21 protein-coding genes are annotated in these 19,815 nt (G+C 71.1%); 8 read left to right on the forward strand and 13 right to left on the reverse strand.

Features of this window, described 5'->3' with window-relative positions; genetic code table 11:
• Positions 1-15: 15 nt before the first annotated feature.
• The 3 genes from ASG91_RS02265 to ASG91_RS02275 all read left to right on the forward strand — a co-directional run bounded on the left by ASG91_RS02265 (position 16) and on the right by ASG91_RS02275 (position 2,804).
• Positions 16-1,497, forward strand: coding sequence for a glutamate-cysteine ligase family protein (locus ASG91_RS02265; protein ID WP_056920963.1), 1,482 nt, complete (start codon positions 16-18; stop codon positions 1,495-1,497).
• Between the two features lie 123 nt (positions 1,498-1,620).
• Positions 1,621-2,166 carry a hypothetical protein gene (locus tag ASG91_RS20850; RefSeq protein WP_056920964.1) on the forward strand — a complete coding sequence of 182 codons (546 nt, stop codon included), beginning with the start codon at positions 1,621-1,623 and terminating at the stop codon, positions 2,164-2,166.
• Complete coding sequence (locus ASG91_RS02275) at positions 2,163-2,804, forward strand: RES family NAD+ phosphorylase (protein ID WP_162257490.1); 642 nt, start codon at positions 2,163-2,165, stop codon at positions 2,802-2,804. The genes ASG91_RS20850 and ASG91_RS02275 overlap by 4 nt, the downstream gene beginning before the upstream one ends.
• Here the strand turns inward: ASG91_RS02275 and ASG91_RS02280 are convergent.
• The 7 genes from ASG91_RS02280 to ASG91_RS02310 all read right to left on the reverse strand — a co-directional run bounded on the left by ASG91_RS02280 (position 2,801) and on the right by ASG91_RS02310 (position 10,717).
• Complete coding sequence (locus ASG91_RS02280; RefSeq protein WP_056920966.1) at positions 2,801-3,769, reverse strand: ABC transporter ATP-binding protein; 969 nt, start codon at positions 3,767-3,769, stop codon at positions 2,801-2,803. The two genes, ASG91_RS02275 and ASG91_RS02280, sit on opposite strands and share 4 nt — an antisense overlap.
• Positions 3,766-4,539, reverse strand: coding sequence for an ABC transporter ATP-binding protein (locus ASG91_RS02285; protein ID WP_056920967.1), 774 nt, complete (start codon positions 4,537-4,539; stop codon positions 3,766-3,768). Before ASG91_RS02285 ends, ASG91_RS02280 begins: the two co-directional genes overlap by 4 nt.
• Complete coding sequence (locus tag ASG91_RS02290; RefSeq protein ID WP_056920968.1) at positions 4,536-5,417, reverse strand: ABC transporter permease; 882 nt, start codon at positions 5,415-5,417, stop codon at positions 4,536-4,538. Before ASG91_RS02290 ends, ASG91_RS02285 begins: the two co-directional genes overlap by 4 nt.
• On the reverse strand, positions 5,414-6,427 hold the full coding sequence (locus tag ASG91_RS02295) for an ABC transporter permease (protein WP_056920969.1): 1,014 nt from the start codon (positions 6,425-6,427) through the stop codon (positions 5,414-5,416). Before ASG91_RS02295 ends, ASG91_RS02290 begins: the two co-directional genes overlap by 4 nt.
• 15 nt (positions 6,428-6,442) lie before the next feature.
• Positions 6,443-8,020 carry an ABC transporter substrate-binding protein gene (locus ASG91_RS02300; protein ID WP_056920970.1) on the reverse strand — a complete coding sequence of 526 codons (1,578 nt, stop codon included), beginning with the start codon at positions 8,018-8,020 and terminating at the stop codon, positions 6,443-6,445.
• 77 nt (positions 8,021-8,097) lie between these two features.
• Positions 8,098-9,660, reverse strand: a complete 1,563-nt coding sequence (locus ASG91_RS02305) for a hydantoinase/oxoprolinase N-terminal domain-containing protein (RefSeq protein ID WP_056920971.1) — start codon at positions 9,658-9,660, stop codon at positions 8,098-8,100.
• Positions 9,644-10,717 carry a DUF917 domain-containing protein gene (locus tag ASG91_RS02310; RefSeq protein WP_200961204.1) on the reverse strand — a complete coding sequence of 358 codons (1,074 nt, stop codon included), beginning with the start codon at positions 10,715-10,717 and terminating at the stop codon, positions 9,644-9,646. The genes ASG91_RS02305 and ASG91_RS02310 overlap by 17 nt, the downstream gene beginning before the upstream one ends.
• Positions 10,718-10,818: 101 nt before the next feature.
• Between ASG91_RS02310 and ASG91_RS02315 the strand changes: the two genes are divergently transcribed.
• Positions 10,819-12,300: a CdaR family transcriptional regulator gene (locus ASG91_RS02315; protein WP_056920972.1), complete on the forward strand. Its 1,482-nt coding sequence runs from the start codon at positions 10,819-10,821 to the stop codon at positions 12,298-12,300.
• 11 nt (positions 12,301-12,311) lie between these two features.
• Here ASG91_RS02315 and ASG91_RS02320 read toward each other — a convergent pair whose 3' ends face one another.
• Positions 12,312-12,932, reverse strand: coding sequence for a histidine phosphatase family protein (locus tag ASG91_RS02320; protein WP_235545325.1), 621 nt, complete (start codon positions 12,930-12,932; stop codon positions 12,312-12,314).
• A gap of 25 nt (positions 12,933-12,957) precedes the next feature.
• Between ASG91_RS02320 and ASG91_RS02325 the strand changes: the two genes are divergently transcribed.
• Genes ASG91_RS02325 through ASG91_RS02335 form a run of 3 tightly spaced genes read left to right on the forward strand, consistent with a single transcriptional unit; the run spans position 12,958 to position 14,791 of the window.
• A complete protein-coding gene (locus tag ASG91_RS02325; RefSeq protein WP_056920974.1) occupies positions 12,958-13,803 on the forward strand; it encodes a PhzF family phenazine biosynthesis protein in 846 nt (281 codons plus the stop codon).
• Positions 13,803-14,342, forward strand: a complete 540-nt coding sequence (locus ASG91_RS02330) for a DUF1697 domain-containing protein (RefSeq protein ID WP_056920975.1) — start codon at positions 13,803-13,805, stop codon at positions 14,340-14,342. The genes ASG91_RS02325 and ASG91_RS02330 overlap by 1 nt, the downstream gene beginning before the upstream one ends.
• Positions 14,342-14,791, forward strand: coding sequence for an OsmC family protein (locus tag ASG91_RS02335; protein ID WP_056920976.1), 450 nt, complete (start codon positions 14,342-14,344; stop codon positions 14,789-14,791). The genes ASG91_RS02330 and ASG91_RS02335 overlap by 1 nt, the downstream gene beginning before the upstream one ends.
• On the opposite strand, the gene ASG91_RS02340 is transcribed toward ASG91_RS02335, so the two are convergent.
• From ASG91_RS02340 to tdh, 3 genes are read right to left on the reverse strand one after another with little or no spacing between them, the layout of a single operon-like run.
• The gene (locus tag ASG91_RS02340; RefSeq protein ID WP_056920977.1) at positions 14,788-15,351 is read right to left on the reverse strand and encodes a dihydrofolate reductase family protein; all 564 of its coding nucleotides are present in this window, start codon (positions 15,349-15,351) and stop codon (positions 14,788-14,790) included. The two genes, ASG91_RS02335 and ASG91_RS02340, sit on opposite strands and share 4 nt — an antisense overlap.
• Before the next feature lie 9 nt (positions 15,352-15,360).
• Positions 15,361-16,569, reverse strand: coding sequence for a glycine C-acetyltransferase (locus ASG91_RS02345; RefSeq protein WP_056920978.1), 1,209 nt, complete (start codon positions 16,567-16,569; stop codon positions 15,361-15,363).
• Between the two features lie 3 nt (positions 16,570-16,572).
• Positions 16,573-17,610: an L-threonine 3-dehydrogenase gene (tdh, locus tag ASG91_RS02350; RefSeq protein ID WP_056921237.1), complete on the reverse strand. Its 1,038-nt coding sequence runs from the start codon at positions 17,608-17,610 to the stop codon at positions 16,573-16,575.
• Between the two features lie 104 nt (positions 17,611-17,714).
• Between tdh and ASG91_RS02355 the strand changes: the two genes are divergently transcribed.
• A complete protein-coding gene (locus ASG91_RS02355; protein ID WP_056920979.1) occupies positions 17,715-18,335 on the forward strand; it encodes an L-threonylcarbamoyladenylate synthase in 621 nt (206 codons plus the stop codon).
• A 3-nt stretch (positions 18,336-18,338) separates the two neighbouring features.
• Here ASG91_RS02355 and ASG91_RS02360 read toward each other — a convergent pair whose 3' ends face one another.
• Positions 18,339-19,184 (reverse strand): aldo/keto reductase, encoded by an 846-nt coding sequence (locus tag ASG91_RS02360; RefSeq protein WP_056920980.1) that lies wholly within the window; start codon positions 19,182-19,184, stop codon positions 18,339-18,341.
• A 2-nt stretch (positions 19,185-19,186) separates the two neighbouring features.
• The gene (locus tag ASG91_RS02365) at positions 19,187-19,786 is read right to left on the reverse strand and encodes a TetR/AcrR family transcriptional regulator (protein ID WP_162257491.1); all 600 of its coding nucleotides are present in this window, start codon (positions 19,784-19,786) and stop codon (positions 19,187-19,189) included.
• Positions 19,787-19,815: the final 29 nt, after the last annotated feature.

Here is a 19,815-nt window from a genome sequence, read left to right on the forward strand (position 1 = left end):
ACCGGAGGAGGTTCCGTGGGCGAAGAGGTCAACGCGCAGAGCTATACGCGCGAGCAACGCCAGCGGTACCGCGAGAAGGTCCGGCAGAACCTCGACGTCTTCGAGCGGATGCTGGCCCAGAGCCAGTTCGAGTTCGACCGGCCGATGACCGGCATGGAGATCGAGCTCAACCTGGTCGACGACGCCTACCAGCCCAAGTTCGCCAACGCCGAGGTCCTCGAGGCCATTGCCGACCCCGGCTACCAGACCGAGCTCGCCCAGTACAACATCGAGCTCAACGTCCCGCCCCGCCCGCTCCCGGGCGACTCGGCGATCGAGCTCGAGGACGAGATGCGCGCCTCGCTCAACGCCGCCAGCGCAGCCGCCGAGAAGCGGGGCGCCCACATCGTCGCGGTCGGGATCCTGCCGACGATCATGCCCGAGCACTTCGAGGGTGACTGGATCAGCGCGAACAACCGCTACACCGCGCTCAACGACTCGATCTTCTACGCGCGTGGCGAGGACATCTACCTCGACATCGAAGGGCCGACGGGGGAGCGCATCGCGACCTACTGCGACTCGATCGCCCCAGAGTCCGCCTGCACCAGCGTCCAGCTGCACCTCCAGGTCGCGCCGCAGGACTTCGCCGCACACTGGAACGCCGCGCAGGCGCTGGTCGCGCCGCAGATCGCCCTGGCGGCCAACTCGCCCTACTTCTTCGGCAAGCGGCTGCATGCCGAGACGCGGATCGAGCTGTTCAGCCAGGCCACCGACACCCGCAGCATCGAGCTGAAGAACCAGGGCGTCCGTCCCCGCGTGTTCTTCGGGGAGCGCTGGATCACCTCGATCTTCGACCTGTTCGAGGAGAACGTCCGCTACTTCCCGGCCCTGCTGGCCGAGGTCAGCGACGAGGACCCGGTGGCCATGCTCGACGCCGGTGAGGCTCCCTCGCTGCCCGAGCTGCGGCTGCACAACGGCACCGTCTACCGCTGGAACCGGCCGATCTACGACATCGTCGGCGGCACGCCCCACCTGCGCGTCGAGAACCGCGTCCTGCCGGCCGGCCCGACGCTCGTCGACGTGCTCGCCAACGCGGCCTTCTACTACGGCGTGATCCGCAAGCTCGCGTCCGACGACCGTCCGCTGTGGACGAAGATGAGCTTCGCCGCCGCGGAGCAGAACTTCCACAACGCCGCCCGCGACGGCATCGAGTCGCGGCTCTACTGGCCGGGGTTCGGCGAGGTGCGGGCCGAGGAGCTCGTGCTCCGCCACCTCCTGCCGATGGCTCACGAAGGCCTGGCCGACTGGGGCGTCTCGGAGGCCGTGCGAGACCGCTACCTGTCCGTCATCGAGGGCCGCTGCAAGACCACCACGAACGGCGCGACCTGGCAGACCGACACGGTCGACCGGCTCGAGGCCGGGGGTCTGGACCGCCAGAAGGCGCTGGCCGAGATGCTCAGGCTCTACGCCCAGCACATGCACAGCAACGAACCGGTGCACACCTGGCCACTGCCCTGACACCGGCCGTCGGTCGTGTCGGCGCGGCGCGCTACCCTGTCAGTACACCTTGACGCCCTTGACGCCCCCGAGGTCGCAGTGGCCGCGAGCAGCGGGGCGCGAGGCGGACCGGCAGGAGGACTGATGACGGCACGGATCCGCACCACCACGGCGGTCGACGCGCTCACCGAGGCGGTGCGCACCCGGGTGGAGCAGCGTGCCGCCGAGCTGGCGGCCCAGGGACGTCGGCTCGACCTCGGTGACGTCGAGGCGATCGCCGACCGCATGGTCGCCGCCCTGCCGACGGTGCACCCCCTTGACCAGCCGCTCGGCCCGTTCTACGACACGGCCGGCCTGGTCGCCTGGTTGGGCATCTCCCGTCAGGCGCTCTTCGACCGGGTGCGCCGAGGCACCGTGCTGGCCTGTCGCACCGCCGACGGGCACCTGCTCTACCCGTCGCTTCAGTTCGGCCGCAACGGTGCGGTCCGCCCGGGTGTGCAGGAGGCGGTGGGTGCCTTCGTCCGCAAGGGGGCCGACGGCTGGTCCATCGGTGCCTGGCTCACGACGCCGTCCGCGGTGTTCGACGGCCACAGTGCCGTCGACTACCTCGTGGTGCACCGTTCGTCCCCGACCTCGGTGGCGCGGGTCACGGCAGCCGCTGCCGCGGACGCCAGCCAGTGGGCCGCGTGACGGGCCGCGAGCGGACCGCCCTCGGTCCGCCGCCCGCCTCCGTGGCCGGCTTCCCGGCATACTCCGTCGACGAGGGCACCGACCTGTTCCGCGCCCACGGGCGCGGCCTGGGCCCGTGGTGGTTCGGGAACGACGGGACCGGTCGGTTCGACCTCCGGACGCCGCGGGGCACCTGCTACTTCGCGCTCGACCCGTTGAGTGCGTTGCGCGAGAGGCTGGGCCCGGTCCTCGGCGGCTCGCAGGCGGTCCCCGAGAGCCTGCTCGAGGAGTCGGTGGTCTCGCGCTTGCGGCTGTCCGCGGCGCGCGACGTCGCCAACACCCAGGACCGCGGTGCGGCAGTGTTCGGGGTGACCCGCGAGCTCGAGTCGACCGTGCCGTATGCCGTGCCGCAGGCCTGGGCGCGCGCCTTCGACGAGGCGGGGTTCGGGGGAGTGCGCTACGGCCCGCGGTTCACGCCGGGCGACTCGAGCGCACTGGCGCTGTTCGACGCCGAGGGAGCTGCGGACTGGCCGGTCGACCCCGATCCCGTTCCGGCGCAGCAGGTTCCGGGCGCTCCCGCGGCCCTGCCGAACCCTCGACGCAGCGACCTCACCGTGGTGCGACCGCCGCGCACGCGCGCCGTCCGCGAGGGCAGCTAGCCGGTGGCAAGGCCGTCGACGGCAAGGTTGTCGGCCTCCTCGGCCCGGTGACAGGCGACCTCGCGACCGTCGTAGGGGCGCAGCACCGGCGCCTCGGTCCGGCACCGGGCCACCGCCAGGGGGCAGCGGTCGACGTAAGCGCAGGCCGACGCCGCGCGGGCTCGCTCGGGGGCCCCCGAGCTGACGCGGGTCAGGGGGATGCGCTGGACGCCCAGCTCGGGGACCGCGGCCCGCAGGGCGCGGGTGTACGGGTGTCGCGGACTCGTGAGCACCCTGGCCGTGGGACCGCGCTCCATGACGACCCCGCCGTAGAGCACCACGCTGGTCTCGCACAGCCGGTCCACCACCGCGAGGTTGTGCGAGATCAGCAGGTACGCCAGCCCCCGCTGCTCACGCAGCCGCTCGACCAGGGCGAGCACCCGGTCCTGAACGGTCACGTCGAGGGCGCTGGTCGGCTCGTCCAGGATGAGGAGCCGTGGCTCGAGAGCCAGTGCGCGAGCGATGAGCACCCGCTGGCGCTGCCCTCCGGAGAGCTGGTGCCGGTAGTGCGTCATGACCTCCTCGGGAAGACCCACCTCGGCAAGCAGGGAGGCTGCTCGCTCCTGTCGCGCGCTGCGTGGGACGCTGCGGTGCACGGCCAGCGGCTCCACGACCTGCGCGAGCACCGGCATCCGCGGGTCGAGGGCGCCGTCACCGTCCTGGAAGACGATCTGCACCTCACGGCGATACCTGGCGAGGTCACGTCCTCGGAGGGCGAGGACGTCGCGGCCGTCGAACGTCACCGAGCCTGCGCTGGCCCGGTGGAGCCGGACGAGGGTGCGGGCGATGGTGGTCTTCCCCGACCCGGACTCGCCGATCAGCCCGACGCCGTAGGGACCGACCGGCACGTCGAGGTCGACGCCGTGGACCACGGGGGTCTGCCCGTACGCGATCCGGAGCCCCTCCACGGACAGCAGCGCGCTCATGTCGTCCTCCGTCCACCGATGACCGGGACTGCCGCCAACAGCTCGGCGGTGTAGGCAGCCTGCGGATCGTGCAGCACCTGGGCCGTGGGGCCGCTCTCCACGACCTGTCCCCGCCGCATCACGATCACGGCGTCGGCGAGCTCGCCGATCACGGCCAGGTCGTGCGAGATGAACATCAGGGCAGTTCCGTGCACGTCCCTGAGCCGACGCAGCACCTCGATGACCTCCGCCTGGACGGTGACGTCCAGGGCGCTGGTCGGCTCGTCCGCGATGACGACCTTCGCGCGAAGGGCCGACACGATGGCGATGGCGAAGCGCTGCGCCTGCCCACCGGACACCTGGTGGGGGTAGCGGCCCAGGATCGCGGGGCTGAGCACCACCTCCTCCAGCGCGGCGCTCATGCGTGCCGCCACCTCGCGGCGCGGCACGCCGTGCAGGCGCAGCGTCCGGGCGAACACCGTGCCCAGCCGCATCGTGGGGTTGAGTGCGGCCCGGGGGCTCTGCATGATCATGGCGACCCTGCGACCGCGGATCTGCCGCCACTGCCGTTCCGACTTCCCGAGCAGCTCCTCGCCGTCCAGCGTGATGCTGCCGCTGACCGTGGCACCGGCATACCGGCTCAGGCCCATGACGGCCAGCGCGGTCTGCGACTTGCCCGACCCGCTCTCGCCCGCGACACCGGTCACCGAGCCGGGCTCCAGGTCGAGCTCGGGGACGTGGGCGACGGTGCGGTCGCCGTACTCGACCCGCAGGTCCCTGATCCGGATCATCGGTGTCCTCGTTTCGGGTCCAGCACGGTCTGGAGGCCGTCGCCGATGAAGTTGAAGGCTGCTGCCAGCAGGAGGATGGCCAGACCGGGAAAGGTCACGACCCACCATGCGGTGGTGGCCATCCCTTGGCCCTGGCTCACCATCAGCCCCCACTCCGGGCTCGGGTCCTGGGCTCCGAGCCCGAGGTAGGACAGGGTGGCGGCCGTGAGGATGATGCCTGCCGCGTCGAGCGACATCTGCACGAACACCGACGTCGCGGCGTTGGGCAGCACGTGCCGGGCCAGCTGGCGGACCCAGCCGGCCCCGATGACGCGGGCTGCATCCGCGTAACCCTGGGTCCTGATCGACGCTGCCTGGGCTCGCGCAAGCCGGGCGTACCAGGGCCACCACGTCACGGAGATGGCGACCGCGGCGTGCGAGGCACTCGGGGTCAGCACGGCGGCCAGCGCGACAGCCAGGAGAAGGGCCGGGAACGCCAGGAAGACGTCGGTGACCCGCATGAGCAACGCGTCTGCCTTGCCCCCGACGTACCCGGCGACGAGGCCCACGGTCAGGCCGACCACGCCGGCGACCGTCACGACGAAGAGCGCGATCGCGAGCGAGATGCGACTTCCGTAGAGGACCCGGCTGAGGATGTCTCGACCGATCCCATCGGTGCCGAACCAGTGCTCCGAGCTCGGGGGCAGCAAGGCGGCGGAGGGGTGGGTCGCCGAGATCGCGTCGGCGGGGAAGGGCGCCAACCAGGGGGCCAGCAGGCCTGTGGCAACCATGATCGTCGCCATCACGAGGCCGATGGTCAGCAGGGGCTGCCGCTGGAGGCGGTGCAGCCTCGCGGTGAGGCGGCCCCGAGCCGGGCGGGAGGCGGTGGGCCGGCTCATGACCGCACCCGGGGGTCGACGTAGGCCTGGCACAGGTCGACCAGGAGGTTGAGGGCGACGTAGATGAGAGCGACGAAGAGGGTCACGCCGAGGATGGCGGGGACGTCCAGCGACTGGATGGAGTCGATGGCGTAGCTGCCGAGGCCGGGCCAGTTGAAGACGGACTCGACGATGAAGCTGTTCGTCAGGGAGTAGGCGAACACGAGCGCGACGATGGACAGGATGGGGCTCAGGGAGGGGCGCAGCGCGAACCGAGTGAGCACCGACCGCTCGGAGAAGCCCAGCGCCCGCACCATCCGGACGTGCTCCTCCGCGAGGTTGTCCAGCATGGCGGCCCGGGTCACCATGGCGCACGCACCGACCGGATAGGCCGCGAGCGTGGCCACCGGCAGCGCGAGGTGGTGCAGCCCGCTGAGGAGCACCGGCCAGTTGCCGGTCAGGAGGGCGTCCACCAGCGGGACCTTGACCACCGTGAACAGCGGGCTGGTCGCATCCAGCGCTGGGTCGTACTGACCGGCGACCGGGAACCAGCCGAGCCGCGAGAAGAAGAGCAGCTGGAGCAGCAGGGCCAGCCAGAACACCGGGAAGGAGACCGAGAGGATGGCCACGACCTTGGCGACGACGTCGCCGAGCCGACCCTGGGACCGCGCCGCGAAGATGCCCAGCGGGACCCCGACGAGCACTGCCACGACGATCGCGGCGGTGACGAGGACCAGGGTGGTCGGGACCACCCGGACCAGGTCGTCCAGGACCGGCGCCTTCGTGTGGAGGGACGTGCCCCAGTCGCCCCGCAGGACTCCACCGAGGTAGCGCAGGAGCTGTTGGGGCGGTGGGTCGTCCAGGCCGAACTGCCGACGCGCAGCGGCGAGCTCGGCCGGCGTCGCCTTCGGTCCCGCGTAGGCGATCGCCGGGTCGCCCGGCACCAGCCTGGCGATGAGGAAGGTCAGGACCATGACCCCGAAGACGACCGCCACCGCCTGGGCCAGCCGCCCGACCAGGAACTTGACCATGTCGTCACCCCCTCGTCATGACTGGGGGACCAGGTCGTGGACGAACACCACGTTGGCGTACGACGGGTTGTCCACGTAGCCGCCGACGGACGAGGAGTACGCCCGGTGGTAGGTCTCGACTCCGAGGACCGGGGAGACGGCCTGGTCGAGCAGCGTCTTCTGCAGGCGCAGGTACTCCTCCTGCGCCTTGTCGCGGTCGGTGGCCGTCAGCGCCTGGAGGCGGTCGATCGCGGCGTCCGCCGCGGGGTCCTTCCAGTACGCCAGGTTGAAGCTCACCGCAGGTGCGGACCGGTAGAGGTTGACGAACCAGGAGAACGGGTCCGCGTAGTCGGGGTACCAGTAGAAGAGGAAGATGTCCTGGCGCTTCGCCCGGTCGGCGGACTTGCCCAGGGCCCACTGCGTCTCCCACGCCAGGCCGCGTGCCCGCAGGGTGATCCCGACCTTCGCCAGGTCCGACTTGATGAGGGACACCGTCGTGGCCAGCTCAGGCGTGCCCGAGGCATAGGTGAGGTCGAGGGACAGGGGCCGGGTCCCGGGGCCGTAGCCGGCCTGCTGGAGCAGCTCCTTGGCGCCGGCCGGGTCCGTCACCTGGCGGACCTCTGGGCTGTGGCCGAGCAACCCCTCGGGGACGACCCCCTGCGCCGGGGCCACGCTGCCCTTGAGCGCGGTGACGATGCCCTCGTAGTCGATGGCCTTGGCGACCGCTCGACGCACCCGCACGTCCGCCAGGGGACCGCTGGCGGTGTTGAACATGGCGATCATGTTCTCGAACGAGGGCTGCATCGACGTGTGGACCCCCGTGGTCGACTTCAGGGACTGGAACAGCGGTGGCGACAGGCGCCCGACGAAGCTCACCTGACCGCTCTGGAGCAGCTGTGCTGCGGTGGTCTCCTGGGGAACGACCCGGAAGCGCAGCTGCTCGTAGTGCTCACCCTGCCAGCCTCGCCAGTACGTGGGGTTGGCCTTGAGGGCCAGCTCGTTCTCCTGGCCCTTGTGGTAGTCCTCGACGACGTAGGGTCCAGTGCCTGCCGTGTGCCCGGCCTCGAACCAGGCCGCCAGGTCTGCGGGAGCCGCTGCCGCCGTGTCGTAGATGAACGCGCCGTAGGCGGAGGAGGCGATGAGGTCCATGGGGGCTGCGTACTTCAGCTGGAGCTCCAGCGTGGTGGCGTTCGGTGCCGTGACCGTCTTGACCGGGTCCCACTCGTAGGACGCGCCGCCGGCGAGCTTGATGGTGCGCTCGATCGCGGTCTTCGCCGCGCGCGCGTCAGCCGGTCTGCCGGTGCTGAACGTGACGCCGGGGTGGAGCGTGAACGTCCAGGTCAGCCCATCCCGCGAGGAGGTCCACGAGTCGGCGAGCAGGGGCTTGACCGTGCGCGATGCACTGTCGTACCTCGTGAGCTGCTCGTAGATGTTGTTCATCGCGATGACCTCGTTGGAGTAGGCCGTCGCTGGATCCCAGCCGGTCATCACCTCGAGGTTGTTGGCATAGGTGAACGTGGTGCTTCCGCTGGCCTGCCCCTGGGGTGGAGTGCCGGTGCACGCGGCGAGGAGCAGGACCGCCGCAGAGGCGGTCGCAGTGAGGACGGTACGCATGACAGCTGCTCCTGACGCTCGATGAGGGTGGGGCCCCCGTGGTGGTGAGACGGGTGGGGAGGGATTCGGTGTCGTCATCACTGCCGCCCCAGGGGACCGACGGCCTTGACGCTGATCCGGGCAACCGGCTCCGTGAGGTAGGCCAGGGGGATCTCGTCGATCTCGACCACCTCGACGAACTCGGGGTCGGCGCCGGCGTGGATGGCGCGGGCGGTCGCCTGCGCGGACGCCGCGGAGATCGCCTCGGCCCGGCCGTTCGAGAGCGACACCACCTCGTCCCAGCGTCCACTCACCTGGGCGATGGCGGCGCCGATCGCGTTGGCGACGTCGTAGTGCTCCGGACGATGGATTCGTGACACTCCCTCCAGCGACTCCGGGATGAGCACGGAGCCACCGCCCACCACCACGAGGGGGGTGTCGCCGCGGCCGAGCTTCATCCGGTCGACCGCGTCCGCGAGCATCTCGTCGGCGGCCGCGAGGGCGGCCGCCAGGGTTGGTCGGTGCTCGTCAGGGACCGTGGTGGTTCCGAAGGCGGCCCGTCCGCCGAGCACCGCCGCGTCGCTCATCGTGGGCGTGTCGCCCCCGAACGCCAGCCCCTCCTGCGGCAGCCGGTAGCCGACGCTGTCCGGGCCGATCCCCACACCGTCGGAGTTGCTGTGCACGACCGTTCCGCCGCCGAGCGCGATCGCCAGGACATCCGGCATCCGGAAGTTGGTGCTCACGCCTCCGATGTCGACGCTCGCCGCCGACTCACGGGGGAAGCCGTTGACGAGCATGCCGAAGTCGGTCGAGGTGCCGCCGACATCGGCGACCAGGGCGTCGGTCAGCCCGGTGAGGAAGGCCGCCCCACGAATGGAGTTGGCCGGGCCCGAGCCGATGGTCAGGATGGGGAAACGCACGGCGTACTCGAGACCCATCAAGGTCCCGTCGTTCTGGGCGAACAGCACCGAGGCGTCGATCTCGTGCTCAGCCAGGGCCGTGGTCAGGGCGCTCGCCACCTCGCGGGCCACCCGCGTCAGCGCTGCGTTGAGCACCGTGGCGTTCTCGCGGGGCAGCAGTCCCAGCGTGCCGATCTCGTGGGACAGGGACACCACCACCTCGTCCCCGAGGACCTCGCGGGCGATGTCTGCGGCCGCGAGCTCGTGCTGGGCCGACATCGGGGAGAAGACCGCAGAGATGGCCACCGCGTCGACCAGACCGCGCACGGACTCGAAGAACACCCTGGTGGTGCCCGCGTCGAACGGGACGATCTCGCGGCCGTCGTACTCGAAGCCCCCCTCGACCACGACGGCGTGGCCGCCCACGGCGCGGACGAGGTCCTCGGGCCAGCCGAGGAACGGCGGTGCGCCCAGCGTGGACGGCGCGCCCACCCGGAGCACGGCGACGCTGTGCAACCGGCGCCGCTCGAGGACGGCGTTGGTGGCGTGGGTCGTGCCGAGCATCACGTGGCTGATCCGCTGTGGGTCGACCCCGGGCTGCGCAGTCACCGCTGCGATGGCGGCGCGGATGCCGGCGGTGACGTCCTTCGACGTCGGCTGTTTCGTCTTCGCGACGACCTGGTCGTCACGGTCGAGGACCACGGCGTCGGTGTGGGTCCCGCCCACGTCGATACCGAGGCGGAGATCAAGCGTGTGCGGCATGGGAACCCTCCACAGGGACGAAGTCGATGTCGTAGCCGAAGGCCCGCGGACCGGCGATCTCGATCCCGGCCGCCGTGCGCCAGATCGGCGCCGAGGGAAAGGCGATGACCACGACCCGCTGGCCGTAGCGCACCCGCTCGGTGGCGATCGCGTCGGCGGTCTGGCTGTCCACGAGCGTGATCAGGTCGGGCACGATCGCGAGCACGGTGCCGTCCTCGAGGGCCACCAGGTTCTCGTTCTGCACCTCGACCCGCACGTAGCGGCCGGCGTCGGCGCCGTAGCCCTCCACGACGATGCTTCCGCGCACGAACCCACCGGCGGTGTGCCGCTCGACGTCGACCACCTTTCCCTCCACGAGCCGGATGGCGCCGACGACGTCGACCAGAGCTGCCACCGGATCGGCCGCACCGTCCACCGCGCGCCCGATCTGCAGGGCTCGCGTCACGCTCCCCTCGATGACCGCGCCTCGGGCCTGCCCGACCGTCATGACGTAGTCGGCCATTGCCGCTGCCCCGCCGAAGACCTCCGCCGCCGCGCGCGCCAGCCGTTCGGCCCAGCGCCCGTCGACGGGACGCAGCAACACGACGTTGCGGCGCTCGTCGGCCACGACGATGAGCTCCGGCTGCAGCCCCGCGACGTTCATCGACACCATGTGCACCTCGGGGAAGGCACGGCCGATCGCGTCGGCGTCGACCACGGGTAGACCGGTCCGGGCCGCGGCGGCCAAGGGGAAGAGGCCGTTGCCGCCGCCGATCTCGCTGGCCATCAGCGCGACCACCGGCGCACCCAGCGCCTGCTCCACCGCGTCCCGAAGGTAGGTCACCTCTTGGCCGGACCCGAGCTTCTCCGCTCCCACCGACGGCGCACCGATGCCGCCGACCGGCATGAGGATGCCGTCGTCGGGCAGGTCGTCCAGGGTGACCAGCCGGACGGGGCCGAAGTCGCGCAACGCCTGCCGCGCGATGAGGGCGTCCGTCGCGACCTCCCCGCCACCGCCGGTGCCCAGCACCGCACACCCTCGGGCCAGGGCCTCTACATCCGTTGCCTCGATCATCATGGTGCCCGACGCTAGTGACGTTGACGGCGTTACTCTTGGTCCAGGGATACAGAGTCTTGAACGCCATTGGATCCGCAGTACAGATTACCGAGGAGTCGCAGGTGGACGTGAGCGTCGAGGACCTGCTCCGAGGCCCCGCCGGAGCCTGGCTCAGCCCGCGGGTGGTGCCCGACAGCCCTCGCGGGATCGACCAGGCCACCCTGCTCGAAGACGTCTCCTTCAGCGATGCGCTCCGCCCTGGTGCCGTGGCAGTGTTGAGCCGGGCCGCTGAACGCGGGGCCAGCGGCTACCGGTTCGACGTGCTCGTCCGCGACGCGGTCGCCATGGAGGTGGCGGCGCTCGTGGTCCGGGCGTCCACCCGCCGGTCGGTCACGGCCGAGAGCCTGGCGTTGCGTGGCCGGGTGGCCCTGCTGGAAGTGGCCGACACCGCCGACCCGCTCCAGGTGCTCGACTGGATCGGCGCCGTGGTCAGCGGGGACTCCCGGGCCGACCTCGCCAGGCTCGCCGCCGCGGCAGCATTCGAGCCGGACGAGTCGCAGCCCGTCGACGCCATCATCGAGGAGCTGACCCGGCTGACAGGGGTGACTCTCGCGCTCGGGTCCGAGGACCTCGGTGTCACGGGCGTCGGAGCGGAGATCGTCGTCGACGGCGTCGCGTCCGGCACGGTGGTCTCGACGGAGGACAGCCCCCGGGCGACGGTGGCCTGCCGGTTGGCCGCCGCCACGCTGTCCGCCGCGCTGACCGAGCGCGAGCACACGGTGATGCGGCCAGTGCGCTCCGCCTCGAGTGCCCTTGGCCAGCTGCTGCTGTGCTCGCAGGCCAGCCTCGCGACGGTGGCCGGCCGCGCGGTCGACGCCGGGCTGGCGGTGGACGGGTGGCACTGTGCCGTGCGGGTCACTGTGGACGGCGCCTCCGGCGAGCCCGACGAGGCGGTCCTCGCCGCCTTGGAGCAGCAGGTGGCCCAGGTGATCGCCCGCCGTGGCCGCGACCCCCGCGTCTCCTGGACGGTCGCCCGGCCCGACGTCTCGGTGGTCCTCGTGCGGACCACTCGGGCGGACCCTCGGCGTCGCAGCGAGCCGCTCGGCCGGGTCATGGTCGACGAGGTGCTGCGCGAGGTGTTTGACCGGGCTCCGGACGACCGGTTCCGGGTCGGGGTCGGCACCCCCCATGACGGCGCCAGCGGCCTGCGGATCTCGGTGGAGGAGGCGCGGATCGCCCTCGCGTCCGCCCAGCTGAAGGACGACGCCGTCAGCATCGCGACCTTCGACGCGCTGGGGCTGCGGCGGATGCTGGCGGAGTGGCTGGCCACCGACACCGCACGCGACACGGTGCGCGACCTGCTGGCGCCGCTCGACGCGCTGGGCCCTGAGAAGTCCGCCCTGGCGGTCGAGACGCTGCACGCCTACCTCGACGAGCGGGGTTCCCTCAAGCGTGCCGCCGCACGACTCAACGTGCACCGCAACGCAGTGGTCTACCGGATGGGGCAGATTGCCGACTGCCTGCCCTACGACCTGACGGACGCCGACGACCGCTTCACCCTGCAGCTGGCCTGCCGGGCGAGGCTCATGACGGCCAAGCCCTAGACCGGCACAGGTCAGTGGCCGGTGACGGCCGGCCCGTGGTTCCAGACCCGGATCGCGGGCTGCTCGCGCTCGAACTGCAGCACGCTGACCGACCCCGCGTCGAGCAGCAGCTGGGCGCCCAGGCGCGGCTCCTGGCGCAGGAAGACGCTGGTGAGGACCCGCAGGCAGTGGCCGTGCCCGACCAGTGCGACGTCCCCTTCGGCCATCGCGGCGAGGGCGCGCTTGACGACGCGCGAGGCGCGGGCCGCCACCTCCTCCACGGTCTCGCCGGGGGTGTCGCCCGGCGGCACGCCGTCACGGAACACGGTCCAGTCGTAGCCGAGCTCGTCCCGGATCTGCGGCGTGGTCAGGCCTTCGTAGCCGCCGTAGTCCCACTCGAGGAGGTCGTCGTCGACCTCGGGCGTCAGTCCCGCGAGCTCAGCGGTCCGTCGCGCGCGCTGCAGCGAGGAGCTGAGGGTGAGGACGAAGTCGTAGTCGGCGACCAGCCGACCGGCCTGACGGGCGAGCTCCTCACCGTGCTCGGTCAGCGGGACGTCGGTGCGCCCGGTGTGCCTCCCCGACCTCGACCACTCCGTCTCGCCGTGGCGCAGCAGCACGAGTCGGCCATCTGGTGTCGCGGGCGGCGAGGTCACGGCGCCAGTCTGACAGAGTGGGCGCATGCGCTTGAGGTACCGGCTGCTCAACGTCTTCGCGCACGCGGACGACCCGTTCTCGGGGAACCCACTGTGCGTCTTCGAGGACGGCTCGGCACTCTCCGACGGCCAGATGCTCGCGCTGGCACGGCAGTTCAACCTCTCCGAGACGACGTTCCTCGTGGCCCCGGCAGCGGGCGCCGACGCGGGGGTCCGGATCTTCACGACGTCCTTCGAGATGCCCTTCGCCGGGCACCCGACGCTCGGCACCGCCCACGTCGCCCGCGAGCTCCACGGGCTGGGTGACCGGCTCGGCCTGTCGATGCCGGCCGGCGTGGTCCCCGTGGCGGCGCAGGGAGACCGGTGGACCCTCACCGCCAACTCCGGCCACGTGGAAGCAGACCTGGCCGTCGACGACGCCGCGGCGGCCCTCGGGCTGGACCCCGAGGACCTCGTCGGTCCCGTGCAGCAGGTCAGCGTGGGCACCTCCCAGGTCATCGCCCAGGCCGCCTCCGTCGAGGCAGTGCGGCGCGCCCGAGCCAGGCCCGAGCTGCTCGGCGGGTATGCCGGCATGGGCGCCAGAGGTGGCGAGACGCTCGTCTACGTGTGGTCACCCTCGGGGGAGGGGCGGATCGAGGCGAGGGCCCTGGTCAGCGACGGCCAGGCCGTGTCGGAGGACCCTGCCACGGGATCGGCATGCTCGAACCTCGGTGCGTGGTTGGTGGCCCAGGGCCGGTCGGGTCGCTGGACGGTCAGCCAGGGGGAGCAGGTCTCGCGGCCCTCGTCCCTCGAGCTCGGCGTGACCGAGGAGGGGACGGTCACGGTCGGCGGGCTGGTCCGCGTCGTGGGGTCCGGAGAGGTCGTGCTCTGATGGCGGGCTACATCGTGTTCCTGCGGGCGGTCAACGTCGGGAAGCGCCAGCTGAAGATGGCCGACGCGCGAGAAGTCCTGTCGGACAACGGTTTCGGTGACGTCGAGTCCCACATCCAGACCGGCAACTTCTTCGTGTCCTCGCCGCTGCGCAGTGTGCCGAAGCTCGAGACCGAGGTGGGTCGGGTCCTCAGTGCCCATGCCGGCTTCGACATCGTGGCCATCGCCCGCAAGCCCGCCGAGCTGCCGGCCCTGCTCAAGGAGGTGGACGGCATACCGGAGCAGGTGAAGGGGGAGACGAGTCGCTACGTCAGCTTCTGCACGACCGCACCGTCCGCGGCCGCGACCAAGGAGCTGCACGCGCAGGAGGCCGCGCGCGAGCGCGCCACCGTCATCGGGAAGGATGTCCTCATGGAGTTCGCGGTGCCGTTCAACGAGGCCAAGCTCACCGGCGCGCGCATCGAGAAGATCCTTGGTGTCCCGGGGACGGCCCGGAACATCACCGTCGTCCGCGCGCTGGCGCAGAAGTGGGGTGCCTGATGGCAGAAGAGACCGGCGGCACGGGTACCGGCCACCGCTCGATCAGCATGACCCGGGTCGAGAAGGGGCTGTACGAGGTCACCAACGCCAGGGGCGGCACGATGCTCCTGGGCGGGGGAGGGGACTCCACCGACTTCACCCCCGTGGAGCTGTTGCTCGCCGCGATCGCCGGCTGCAGTGCCACCGACGTCGACTTCATCACGACCAAGCGGGTCCAGCCGACGTCATTCACGGTGACGGGGGCGGGGGAGAAGCTGCGGGACGACGACGGCAACCGGATGGGCGACCTCCGGGTGGAGTTCTCGGTGACCTACCCCGAGGGCGCTGACGGTGACCGAGCCCGGGAGATGCTGCCCAAGGCGATCGCGATGTCCCACGACCGGCTCTGCACGGTCACCCGCACGGTGGTGCTGGGCACCCCCATCGTCAGTGGGATGGCGCAGGACTAGGGGCGGTCGACCAGGTAGCGCAGGAACACCACTCCGTCGCCGAAGGTGTGCTGCTCGGCCAGCCGCAGGGCGACGGTGGCGTCACGGGGCAGGGCTGGAGTTCCACCACCGACCGAGACCGGGTGCAGGTAGAGGGAGACCTCGTCGACCAGGCCGGCCCGGAAGGCCTCGGCCGCCAGGGTCGGGCCACCGATGCCGAGGTCGGCCGGCGACGTGGCCTTGCGCTGCGCGAGGCCGGCGGCGCCGAGGTCGTGCACGAGCTCGGTCCGTGGGCTGTCCACCTCCGTCAGGGTGCTGGAGACGACGACCTTGTCGGCGGCCTGCCAGATCCGCCGGTAGTCGGCAGACACCGAGGATCGGTCCGACCCATTGTCGTCGCTCGCCCAGTAGCGCATCACCTCCCACATGCGACGGCCGTAGACATAGGTGCCGACGGTGCGCTCACGGTCGTTGACGAAGGCGTGCACCTCCTCGCTCGGCACTGCCCAGGCGAAGCTCCCTGAGGCATCGACGGTGTAGCCATCGAGCGAGGCGATCGCGGAGTAGAGGAGCCGGGCCACGGTCCCGCCTCAGGCGACCCGGTCGCGAGCGGCCACGAAGGCGGCGACGCAGGCCCGCACGTCGTCCTCGGAGTGGCCCGCGGACAGCTGCACGCGGATGCGCGCCTTGCCCTGGGGCACCACGGGATACGAGAACGCGATGACGTAGACGCCCTGCTCGAGCATCGCGTCGGCGACCTGGGCGGCCAGCCGCGCGCCGTCGTCGCCGGGGAACATGACCGGGGTGATGGCGTGCTCGCCGGGCAGGAGCGTGAAGCCGGCATCGGTCATCAGCTCGCGGAACAGCACCGAGTTGGCCTGCAGCCGGGCCCGCGCGTCCTGCGAGCCGGCGGCGATCTCGAGGGCCTTGAGGGAGCCGGCTGCCACGCTCGGGGCGACCGCGTTGGAGAAGAGGTAGGGACGGGACCGCTGCCGGAGCAGGTCGACGATCTCGCGGTGCGCACTGACATAGCCTCCGGAGGCGCCTCCGAGGGCCTTGCCCAGGGTGCCGGTGACGATGTCGACCCGATCCATGACCCCGAACCGTTCGGGGGTCCCGCGACCGCCAGCACCCACGAACCCGACGGCATGGCTGTCGTCGACGAGCACCATCGCCCCGAACTCGTCGGCGAGGTCGCAGATCTGGTCGAGCGGGGCCAGGAACCCATCCATCGAGAACACCCCGTCGGTCACGACTACCTTGCGTCGCGCGCCGCCCTCCGTGGCTGCCTCGAGCTGCGTGCGCAGGTCGGCCATGTCCGCGTTCTTGTAGCGGAACCGCCTGGCCTTGGACAGCCGGATGCCGTCGATGATCGAGGCGTGGTTCAGCTCGTCCGAGATGATCGCGTCCTCCGCCCCGAACAGCACCTCGAACACACCACCGTTGGCGTCGAAGCAGGACGAGTAGAGGATGGTGTCCTCCATCTGCAGGAAGTCGGACAGCGCCCCCTCCAGCTGCTTGTGCAGCTCCTGCGTGCCACAGATGAAGCGCACGCTCGCCATGCCGAACCCCCAGTCCTGCAACGCCTTTGCCGCGGCGGCCTCGACGTCCGGGTGGTCGGCCAGACCCAGGTAGTTGTTGGCGCAGAAGTTGAGCGCCTCCGCCCGGACGCCATCGGCGCGGGCGGTGGTGATGTGGGACGACTGCGGCGAGGACAGCTCGCGCTCACGCTTGTAGAGGCCGGCTTCCTCGATCTCACGCAGGGTCGCGGCCAGCTCGTCCTTGACGGTGCCGTACATCGCTCAGCTCCAATCCATGATGACCTTGCCGCACTGCCCTGACCGGGCCGCGGCGAAGGCGTCCGGCCACTGCTCGGCAGGGAGGCGGTGGGTGATGACCGACGCGATCCGGTCGCGCAGGACGGGTGAGTTCCCGAGCATCGAGCTCATCGCGTACCAGGTGTCGTACATCTCGCGGCCGTAGATGCCCTTGATCGTGATCATGTGCGTGATGACCCGGCCCCAGTCGATGGGGAAGGGGTCCTTGGGCAGGCCGAGCATGGCGACCCGCCCGCCGTGGTTCATGTGGGCGAGCATGTCCTCCACGGCGCTGGGCACCCCGGACATCTCCAGGCCGACGTCGAAGCCCTCCTTCATGCCTAGGGTCTGCATCGCCTCTCCGAGGTCTGAGGTGCGCACGTTGACGACGAGGTCCGCGCCGGCGTCCTTGGCCAGCGCCAGGCGGTAGTCGCTGAGGTCGGTGACGACGACGTGCCGGGCCCCGACGTGGCGGGCCAGCGCGGCGGCCATCACGCCGATCGGTCCTGCTCCGGTGATGACGACGTCCTCGCCCGCCATCGGGAACGAGAGTGCCGTGTGGGTGGCGTTGCCCAGGGGGTCGAAGACCGCACCGAGGTCGGGGTCGAGGTCGTCGGGCTGGACCCAGACGTTCGAGGCAGGGATCACGACGAAGTCGGCGAAGGCTCCGTCCCGGTTCACCCCGATCCCCTTGGTGTGGATGCACATGTGACGTCGGCCGGCCCGGCAGTTGCGACACGTCCCGCAGACGATGTGCCCCTCGCCGGAGGCGCGCTGGCCGACCTTCACCGAGTCGACGTCCTCGCCCACCTCGACCACCTCGCCGTAGAACTCGTGGCCGATGGTCATCGGCGCCTTGACGGTCGAGGCCGCCCAGTCGTCCCACTGCTCGAGGTGGAGGTCGGTGCCGCAGAGGCCGGCCCGCAGGACGCGGATCTTGACGTCGTTGGGGCCGGGTTGCGGTTCGGGGACGTCCACCATCTCCAGTCCGGGGCCGGCGTGGGTCTTCACGAGTGCTCGCACGCCGAACAACATAGCCGTCCGTTCCCGGCCCGCGTATGCCGTGGGGTCACCACCGCGGCCCAGCCATGCGCACCTGCCGTGACCACGCGGCATACAGTCACTGCATGGCCCGCTATCTCGACGTGCACCCGGTGGACCCGCAGCCGCGGGCGATCGGCCAGGCGGTCCAGCTGATCCGCGACGGGGGGCTGGTCGCGTACCCGACCGACTCCGGCTACGCGCTGGGCTGCGCCCTGGGCAACCAGGAGGGCAAGGAGCGGATCGTGCGGATCCGGCACCTCGACGACAAGCACCACTTCACGCTCGTCTGTGCCGACTTCGCCCAGCTCGGCCAGCTGGTGCACATCGACAACCGGGTGTTCCGCGCGATCAAGGCGGCCACGCCGGGTCCGTACACGTTCATCCTGCCGGCCACCAAGGACGTGCCCCGCCGGCTGCTGCACCCGAAGAAGAAGACCGTGGGTGTCAGGATCCCCGACAACCGCGTGGTGCAGGCGCTGCTGGCCGAGCTCGGGGAGCCGATGCTGTCGAGCACGCTGATCCTGCCCGAGGAGACGGCGCCGATGACCGAGGGCTGGTTGGTCAAGGAGGAGCTGGACCACCAGGTCGACGCGGTCATCGACGCGGGGGAGTGTGGCACCGATCCCACGACGGTGGTCGACTACTCCGACGGCACTCCGGAGGTCACCCGAGTCGGTGCGGGAGACCCGTCGCCGTTCGAGTGAGGGCTACATCTCCTCGTGGGTGTCGGGGTCGCCCCCGAACAACCGCCCGTCGGGGCGACCGAGCGCGGTGATCGCCGCCATCTCGGGCTCGGTCAGCTCGAACCCGAAGACGTCGAGGTTCTGCCGCTGACGCTCTGGGGTCGCCGACTTGGGCAGGGCGAGGGAGCCGAGCTGGACGTGCCAGCGCAGGATGACCTGCCCGGGCGTGACCTGGTGGGCGGCGGCAGCCTCGGCCACCGCGGGCTCGTCGAAGGGCGCCTGTCGCTTGCCCATGGGACTCCAGGCCTGGGTGCGGATCCCCAGCTCCTCGTGGACCGCTCGCATCTCGGGCTGCGGGAAGTAGGGGTGCAGCTCGATCTGGTTGACGGCCGGGGTCACGCCCGACTCGTCGATGATCCGCCGCAGGTGCGCTGGCGTGAAGTTGCTGACCCCGATGGTGCGCACCAGCCCGTCGCGCTGGGCCTCGACCAGGGCCTGCCACGCCTGCGGGTAGCGGTCCTGGCTCGGGTTGGGCCAGTGGATCAGGGCCACGTCGAGCTGCTCCACCTGGAAACGACCGGCCGAGTCACGAAGTGACTGCAGCGCCAGCTCTTTCGCGTGGAAGCGACCCGGGATCTTGGTGGTCAGGGCCACCTCGTCGCGCGGGAGGCCGGAGCGGCGCAGCGCCTCGCCGACCTCGGTCTCGTTGCCGTAGTTGACGGCCGTGTCGAGCAGTCGGTAGCCCGCCTGCAGCGCGGAGACCAGCGCCACGATGCCGTCCTCGCCCGTGAGCGGGTAGGTGCCGAAGCCGATCGCCGGCAGCGTGGTGCCGTCGTTCAGCTGGTATGCCGTGGTGTCGGCGCTGCCCATGGTCAGCGGGACACGGCCGGGACCGGTGCGCCGAACCGCAGTCCGTCATAGACGAGGTCGACCAGGGCCAGGGTGGACGACGGCGGCGTGCTCTTGGGGTCGCTGGTGAGGCAGATGCCACCCAGGGCCCGGATCAGCTCCGGAGCCGCGACGTCCTGGCGGATGACGCCGGCCTCGGTCGCGGGAACCAGCACCCGCTCGGCCGCCGCGCGCATGGTGGCCCGGGTCTGCTCGAACTGGCCGGCCCGGCTGCCGTTCATCATGGTGCGCAGCAGCGTCACCATGCCCTGCTTGACGGCGTAGAAGTCGACGAAGCCGCGCATCCACTCGCGCAGCGCCTCGCCGGGGTCGTCGCTGGTGGCCAGCTCCCGCGACCGCTGGTCGAGGGCGTCGATCTGCGCGCCGTAGACCGCGAGCACGAGGTCCTCGCGGGTGGGGAAGTGGCGGTAGAGCGTGCCGATGCCCAGGCCGGCGGCCTTGGCGATGTCGTCGAGCGAGGCGTCCGCGCCGCGGTCGGCAAAGGCGGCCGTGGCGGCGTCGAGGAGTCGCGACCGGTTGCGGGCGGCGTCCGCGCGCATCGCTTTGCCCTCGTCAGGGGACATCCAGGCCACCACCTTGCATAACCGGAGGG

The sequence above is a fragment of the Phycicoccus sp. Soil802 genome, assembly GCF_001429605.1.
Classification (GTDB): domain Bacteria; phylum Actinomycetota; class Actinomycetes; order Actinomycetales; family Dermatophilaceae; genus Pedococcus.